This window comes from Nitrosomonas sp. GH22, assembly GCF_009833115.1.
Taxonomy (GTDB): domain Bacteria; phylum Pseudomonadota; class Gammaproteobacteria; order Burkholderiales; family Nitrosomonadaceae; genus Nitrosomonas; species Nitrosomonas eutropha.
The window spans coordinates 38,403-44,731 of the sequence record NZ_QRCA01000003.1 but is presented as its reverse complement, the minus strand read 5'-3'; the positions used below and the strand labels follow the sequence as shown (position 1 = coordinate 44,731).

Here is a 6,329-nt window from a genome sequence, read left to right as displayed (position 1 = left end):
GCTGATTACACGCAAGTTGGCCGCCTGATCGAAGGGATGGATGCAGATCATCTGCTGGCAGATCGTGGCATGACAGTAATGCCATTATTGAACAGGCAGAAAAACGGGGAGTGGAGGTTGTTATTCCTCCAAAGAAGAACCGGAAGACGCAAAGACATCATGATCAAGCGCTGTATAAACTGAGGTATTTCGCCGAAAATACTTTCCTTCATCTCAAAAGGTGGTGTTGCTACAAGATACGCCACAAAGATACCTCTTCTTTCCTTGCCGCCGTACAAATTAGATGTCTCGCCCTCTGGGCAGATATCTTGTGACTACATTATCTAGTATATTTGTAATGCAGTAACATAAAGTATATTTACATTCAGGAGAATCACATGATCACTTTAATAACTCCTTTTATTTTTTCCTTGCGGCAACTGTATTGGATTGTTTTCCGTTGTGTGACAGGGTTGGTTTTTGCCGCCTTGATGATCAATACGGCCGATGCGGTTGAACCTCATTCACTATTTTCCACTCCGGTTTACGTCACCTTGCAGACAGATGGTGTGGTGGAAAACCTACAGACAGGAACCACCTGGAGCGTGCCTGGCGCCCATTACCACGCTGTCAGTTCTGATGGCCGCCATCTGCTGGTCAGCGAAGCAGGTTCATCCAATATTTATCTGCTGGATACAACCAGTGGCAAACTCCTGTCAACTTTTGACGTTGGTCCAATTGCACAGGGAGTGGCGATTAGTCCGGATAACCAACAGGGCTTGGCTGTCGGAGCCGGAGATGGAACGGTCACTGTCATTGAGCTTGCTACGCAAAAAGTGGGTAAGGTCATTCCTGTTGGCAAAGCACCTCACAACGTACGTTTCACGCCCGATGGCACACAGGCGTATGTCACCCTGCAAGGCAGCGGCAGCATTGCTGTACTCGATATGCGAACCTTGGAAAAAACAGATGAATTTTCGCTACCTGGCATTGATCAGCCGCATAATCTTGATCTATCGGACGACGGGAAGACACTTTGGATTCGTGATTTCACTGGTCAAGTCGCCGCTGTTGATCTCTTGACGCAAAAAATACTGGCGGTAATTCCTGTTGGCCGGGGGCATGCCGGTATAGATGCCGTGACTGCCAGCCAGTATGTTTTTACCGGTGCAACGGCTGACCCTATGGTCGATGTCATTGATGCTATAACGTTCAAAGTTGTCAAACGGATTGATGTCGGACAGGGGTCACATGGCGTGCGTGCCAGCCATGACGGACGTCTGGTTTATGTCGGCGTCACGAACCCCAGCCAGGTCGTAGTGATAGATACACAAACACTGGAAGTCGTGAAACAACTGCCGACGCAAGGCCAATTCCCATTTTGGCTTGCTGTATCCAGCAATCCATAAACGGCACACACTGTTTTTGCTATTCCGAGGGGCGATGTGTACGATGAAAGCGGCGAATATGCAGCGCATGCATCTGCTCAGCCAGCTCTGTTACAGGCCCTTCGACGATCAGATCCGGTACAATTTTCTGAATTGGAAACAGGCTGACAGGAGGCAGTGGTGCGCCAAGCGCTGCCAACCAATCTGATAACTGTCGGGCTGAGCTGGCATACACAATCCGCCCCAATCCAACCCAGCCATGCGCGGCGGAACACATCGGACAATGTTCGCTAGAAGTGTAGACTGTCGCTTTGTTTCTTTCTTCCGGCGTCATATGTGTCGCTGCCCAGCGGCTAATTTCAAATTCCGGATGACGTGTCTGATCTCCGCTACTTACCTGATTACGGGCTTCCAGGAGTACGACACCTTCACCGGAAACCAGCACAGAACCAAACGGCTCATCGCCGGTCTCAAGCGCTTCTTCCGCCAGTGCAATACAGCGCCGTAAAAAATGTAAATCTGTTTCTTTTATTGCCATTAAGTATTATTTCCTTGTTTCGTCACAGCTGGCTTATCCAATCCGAACAACAATTTCACTTGCGTCTGCGCCACCAGCGTAACAAAGCATAAACCCGCTATGCTGATTTGGTATACAGCACACCACAGCAGAGTCAACGCTTGCGGTAATTTCAGCCCGTATCGCTGGTGTAGTACGAGCATTCTTATGCAAAACTATTATCATTTCATGGCTCTCTCGGATGGTTTGAGGAAATCAGCGCTCTCATGACAGCTCGCGCCATGAACAGCGGATAACCGGTCGCCGTGCAGCCGTTGGTTAGAAACTTTTAGGGCACTCAATAGAAAAGGGCCAAAACGATCCAGTACAACACGGTTGATGCTCCGACGAAAACAAGCCCTCAAAGTAAATTGATCCGCTATTGCGGCCACTGAGGACTTGGGATGACATTGATAACTTTTGCCATACCCTCATCTGATTTGGTGTAGGAGTTTATCTGGTTCCAGAACAATGGCGGAAAATATAGATATGACAGTGTGACTTGTTCGTTTGAAACGAGTGTTGGAATGACTATCTCTGCTGAGCCGCTGGGGCTATGCCCAACTTTGTGAGTGACAGATGGATAAATCTGGTAGCTAGCAGGAAAAACAACATGGCCGATTCTTACATTATGAGCAGTGCGCTTGCCCGCATTCCGTATTACAACTCCGTGCGTTCTGACTGCACTGGAGTTTTCGTTCAAAGGTGGAAACTCTGATGCATGCACAACATAGGAGATCAGCTTAGGTCTAGTCTCCAAGTATCGGCTAAGGAAGAAGCTAGAAATAGCCACCAGCAATGGAGATACAATCTTCGCTATCGTTTCAATTTCTATATTCAAAGCAACCCCTATCTGTCTGTCATGCCCATTATTTTCTAGCAAGTTTTATCTATACAATTATCCAGGGCTGGACATTTTAGTCCCACTACAAAGTGGGACTAAACACGTAGTTCTACCGCATACCGGGGAGCATTCCCTTGACTGCTCTCATCATTTTTGCCATTCCTCCCTTATTCATCATTTTCATCATCTTGCGTGCCTGCTCAAACTGCGTAAGTAAACGATTGACTTCCTGTACAGAAGCACCGGAACCTGCAGCAATACGGCGTTTGCGGGAGGCTTTGATGATTTCCGGTTTGGCTCGTTCCTGAGGCGTCATGGAGTTGATAATGCCTTCGGTACGATTGATAACTTTCTCATCCACATTCATGTTCTGGGCAGCTTGACTGAGTTGGTGCGGCAATTTATCCAGCATGGCACTCATGCCCCCCATTTTTTTCATTTGCTGAAATTGCTGCTGGAAATCATTCAGATCGAAGCCTTTACCTGATTTCATTTTTTTCATCAGGCGCTCTGCTTCTTGCTGATCAGTGGTGCGTTGTGCTTCCTCGATTAATCCGAGCACATCTCCCATGCCTAGGATACGCGAGGCCATGCGATCAGGATAAAAGGGCTCCAATCCGGTAAGTTTTTCAGCAACACCGGCAAATTTAATCGGCTTACCAGTGATGTGCTGGACGGACAGTGCCGCCCCTCCGCGTGCGTCACCATCAAGTTTGGTAAGAATCACCCCGGTCAGTGGCAACACTTCCGCAAAAGCCCGGGCGGTATTGACTGCATCCTGTCCCTGCATGGCATCGACAACAAACAGTGTCTCAACCGGTTTCAGCAATTGTTCCAGCTGGCTGATTTCTTGCATCATGGCCTCGTCGATACCCAGTCGCCCAGCGGTATCAACGATTACTACATCATGATGATGCTTGCGTGCGAAGTCTAGAGCAGCAGTACTGATTTCAGCTGGTTGCTGGCCGGTTTTTACCGGAAAGAAATCGGCTCCGGTTTGCTCGGCCAGAAGTGCCAGTTGTTCAATTGCGGCTGGACGGTAAATGTCACAGGATACCAGCAGCACTTTCTTTTTTTTCTGTTCCATCAGCCACTTTGCCAGCTTGCCACTGCTGGTGGTCTTGCCGGCACCCTGTAGGCCTGCCATTAAAATGACGGCAGGTGGAGCAACATTCAGATTGATATCCGCTTTGTCTCCACCCATGATGGCCATCAGTTCTTCATGGACAACGCCGATGAAAGCCTGCCCGGGAGAGAGTTTACCCAGTACTTCGTGGCCAATGGCGCGTTGTTTGACCTGTTCAATAAATACTTTAATTGCAGGCAGGGCGACATCGGCTTCAATCAAGGCTATGCGCACCTCACGCAGGGCTTCCTGAATATTGCTTTCGGTCAGGCGTGCTTCACCACGCAGAGTTTTGATGACGCCGGAAAGTCGTTCGGTTAAATTGTCAAACATGTAGGCTCCTGTTGAAACGGTATCCGCTGGTGAGAGTTGTTCCCTATGCTAAACTTCATGGAAACTGTCAAACAGCACTTCAGCTTTATCCGGACGAAGGGTAGACTGGTTGTTTTCCACCAATTGTTCAGATAGATTGCCAATGCCCAGTATTCTAACTTATCTCAGTACTTCATTGCTTTACGGGATTGCCGGATGGTATTTCTGGCAAACCTTGCGTACAGTTGCGCCAGCGTTGCAGGCGAATGCTGCAGGAACGGTTCCGAATGTGAAGTTACAGCAGTTTATGATGCTCATTCCTCTGGTGATGCATGGCGTAGTGCTTTACCGTTCGGTATTTATGGATGATATGCTGAGCTTTGGTGTCGGCAATGCCATTTCAGCTATTGTATGGCTGACTGCCTTGATTTATTGGGTATCAGGTTTTTTATCCTCGCTGCAGGGATTACAAAATCTCATCGCGCCGATTTCTGCCATAGCGGCGATCGCTGTTCTGATTCCACTGTTACTGCCCTCCGTCCATCCGCTAGCACATGCCGGGATGACGGCTTTCAAGGCGCATTTGCTGACAGCAATGCTCGCTTACAGTCTGTTTACGATTGCTGCCCTGCATGCAGCTCTTATGACGCTTCTTGAGCGTCGCCTGCATCATTCTGTTGTGTCCTCGCTCTTTGTACAGTTGCCGCCGCTGCTGGTGATGGATAAAATGCTTTTCCGCCTGGTATGGATCGGGTTTATTCTACTTAGTCTCACTTTGCTTAGCGGTATCGTGTTTTCAGAGGAGCTGTTTGGCAAGTCGGTACCGTTTACGCACAAGTCATTATTTGGTTTCATTTCCTGGGGAATATTCGCAGCCCTGCTCGCTGGTAGACATCTGTACGGATGGCGTGGACGTACTGCCATCCGCTGGATGTTGGCTGGATTTGTTGCGCTTGTTCTATCCTATATTGGTAGCAAGTTTGTACTGGAAATTATCCTCAATCGCTGATCGGATTTGTGGAATAGTTTAAAAATTCCTGCTCTGCCGTTATTGATAGGAATTATCAATTAACCGAACTTGCTTGTGCCCATAACTATGGGTTTCCTGTCAATAAAGCACCTTGTAATTGATGAATACCTTTGAAGCCAATATCCGGATGCTGGATGAGTTTACGGATGTCTTGTGGCTGGAAGATGGTTTGTCCCGTAATACACTAGCCAGTTATCGGGCTGATCTGATGCAGCTGGTTGAATGGCTCAGTCGGCGGGAACAGACAAATGGGTTATTGAATGACGTAACGCAGGCTGATTTATTGGCATTTCTGTCCGACAGGATTGCGCAAGGGGCGAAAGCAAGCACTGCCAGCAGGGCATTAGCCTGTATCAGACGGTTTTACCGGTATCTGCTGCGCCAGGGAAAGATTCTTATCGATCCTGCTGTAAATATAGATAGCCCGAAAGTTTCTCGTCATCTCCCCGTGAGCCTGGCTGAATCTGAAGTAGAAGCGCTATTGGCAGTCTCGGATATCAAGCAACCACTCGGATTGCGAGATCGTGCCATGCTGGAGATACTTTATGCTGCAGGGTTGCGTGTTTCCGAGCTGGTTAGTTTGGCCATTTCTCAAGTCCGCCAGGATATGGGGGTGGTGCGTATTTTGGGTAAAGGCAACAAGGAACGCCTGATTCCTTTGGGAGATGAGGCACTGTACTGGCTGGATTTATATCTGCGAGAAGCGCGTCCGATACTGCTGGCTAGTAAGCACAGCAATATGTTGTTTGTTACAACCCGGGGAGATGCCATGACTCGCCAGGCGTTCTGGTATCTGATCAAGCGCCATGCGCGACAGGCAGGGATTGTAAAACAACTGTCGCCACATACGTTGCGTCATGCATTTGCTACCCATTTACTGAATCATGGTGCTGATTTGCGAGTGGTCCAGCTGTTGTTAGGTCACAGCGATATTTCTACTACACAAATTTATACGCATGTTGCACGTGAACGACTCAGGCAATTGCATGCCCGCCATCATCCAAGGGGAAAATTGTAGCGGCAACGGCGCCCTACAGTGGACCCATCAGTCTTATGGGCCGCACAATGACGGACACGCTAACTATTACAGTCGG

Annotated in this window: 5 protein-coding genes and 1 pseudogene; 4 read left to right on the top strand and 2 right to left on the bottom strand. The window is 48.6% G+C overall.

The features are described from left to right. Both ABF86_RS12680 and ABF86_RS00755 read left to right on the top strand, forming a co-directional pair. A pseudogene (locus tag ABF86_RS12680) lies at positions 1–314 on the top strand (transposase); the annotation flags it as partial. A gap of 63 nt (positions 315–377) precedes the next feature. Further along, the gene (locus tag ABF86_RS00755; RefSeq protein WP_160803403.1) at positions 378–1,388 is read left to right on the top strand and encodes a YncE family protein; all 1,011 of its coding nucleotides are present in this window, start codon (positions 378–380) and stop codon (positions 1,386–1,388) included. A gap of 19 nt (positions 1,389–1,407) precedes the next feature. Here ABF86_RS00755 and ABF86_RS00750 read toward each other — a convergent pair whose 3' ends face one another. Continuing rightward, entirely contained in the window at positions 1,408–1,905 is a 498-nt protein-coding gene (locus ABF86_RS00750; RefSeq protein ID WP_160803402.1) for a nucleoside deaminase, read from the bottom strand. A gap of 971 nt (positions 1,906–2,876) precedes the next feature. After that, positions 2,877–4,226, bottom strand: a complete 1,350-nt coding sequence (gene ffh, locus ABF86_RS00745) for a signal recognition particle protein (protein WP_160803401.1) — start codon at positions 4,224–4,226, stop codon at positions 2,877–2,879. 142 nt (positions 4,227–4,368) lie between these two features. On the opposite strand from ffh, the gene ccsA reads away from it, so the two are divergent. Both ccsA and xerD read left to right on the top strand, forming a co-directional pair. Then, positions 4,369–5,214, top strand: coding sequence for a cytochrome c biogenesis protein CcsA (gene ccsA, locus ABF86_RS00740; protein ID WP_160803400.1), 846 nt, complete (start codon positions 4,369–4,371; stop codon positions 5,212–5,214). 121 nt (positions 5,215–5,335) lie between these two features. After that, on the top strand, positions 5,336–6,253 hold the full coding sequence (xerD, locus tag ABF86_RS00735) for a site-specific tyrosine recombinase XerD (RefSeq protein WP_160803399.1): 918 nt from the start codon (positions 5,336–5,338) through the stop codon (positions 6,251–6,253). Positions 6,254–6,329: the final 76 nt, after the last annotated feature.

Excerpts from the sequence above, each read along its gene's own strand:
- ABF86_RS00755 (WP_160803403.1), top strand. The coding sequence starts at position 378 with ATGATCACTTTAATAACTCCTTTTATTTTTTCCTTGCGGCAACTGTAT.
- ABF86_RS00750 (WP_160803402.1), bottom strand. The coding sequence starts at position 1,905 with ATGGCAATAAAAGAAACAGATTTACATTTTTTACGGCGCTGTATTGCA.
- ffh (WP_160803401.1), bottom strand. The coding sequence starts at position 4,226 with ATGTTTGACAATTTAACCGAACGACTTTCCGGCGTCATCAAAACTCTG.
- ccsA (WP_160803400.1), top strand. The coding sequence starts at position 4,369 with ATGCCCAGTATTCTAACTTATCTCAGTACTTCATTGCTTTACGGGATT.
- xerD (WP_160803399.1), top strand. The coding sequence starts at position 5,336 with ATGAATACCTTTGAAGCCAATATCCGGATGCTGGATGAGTTTACGGAT.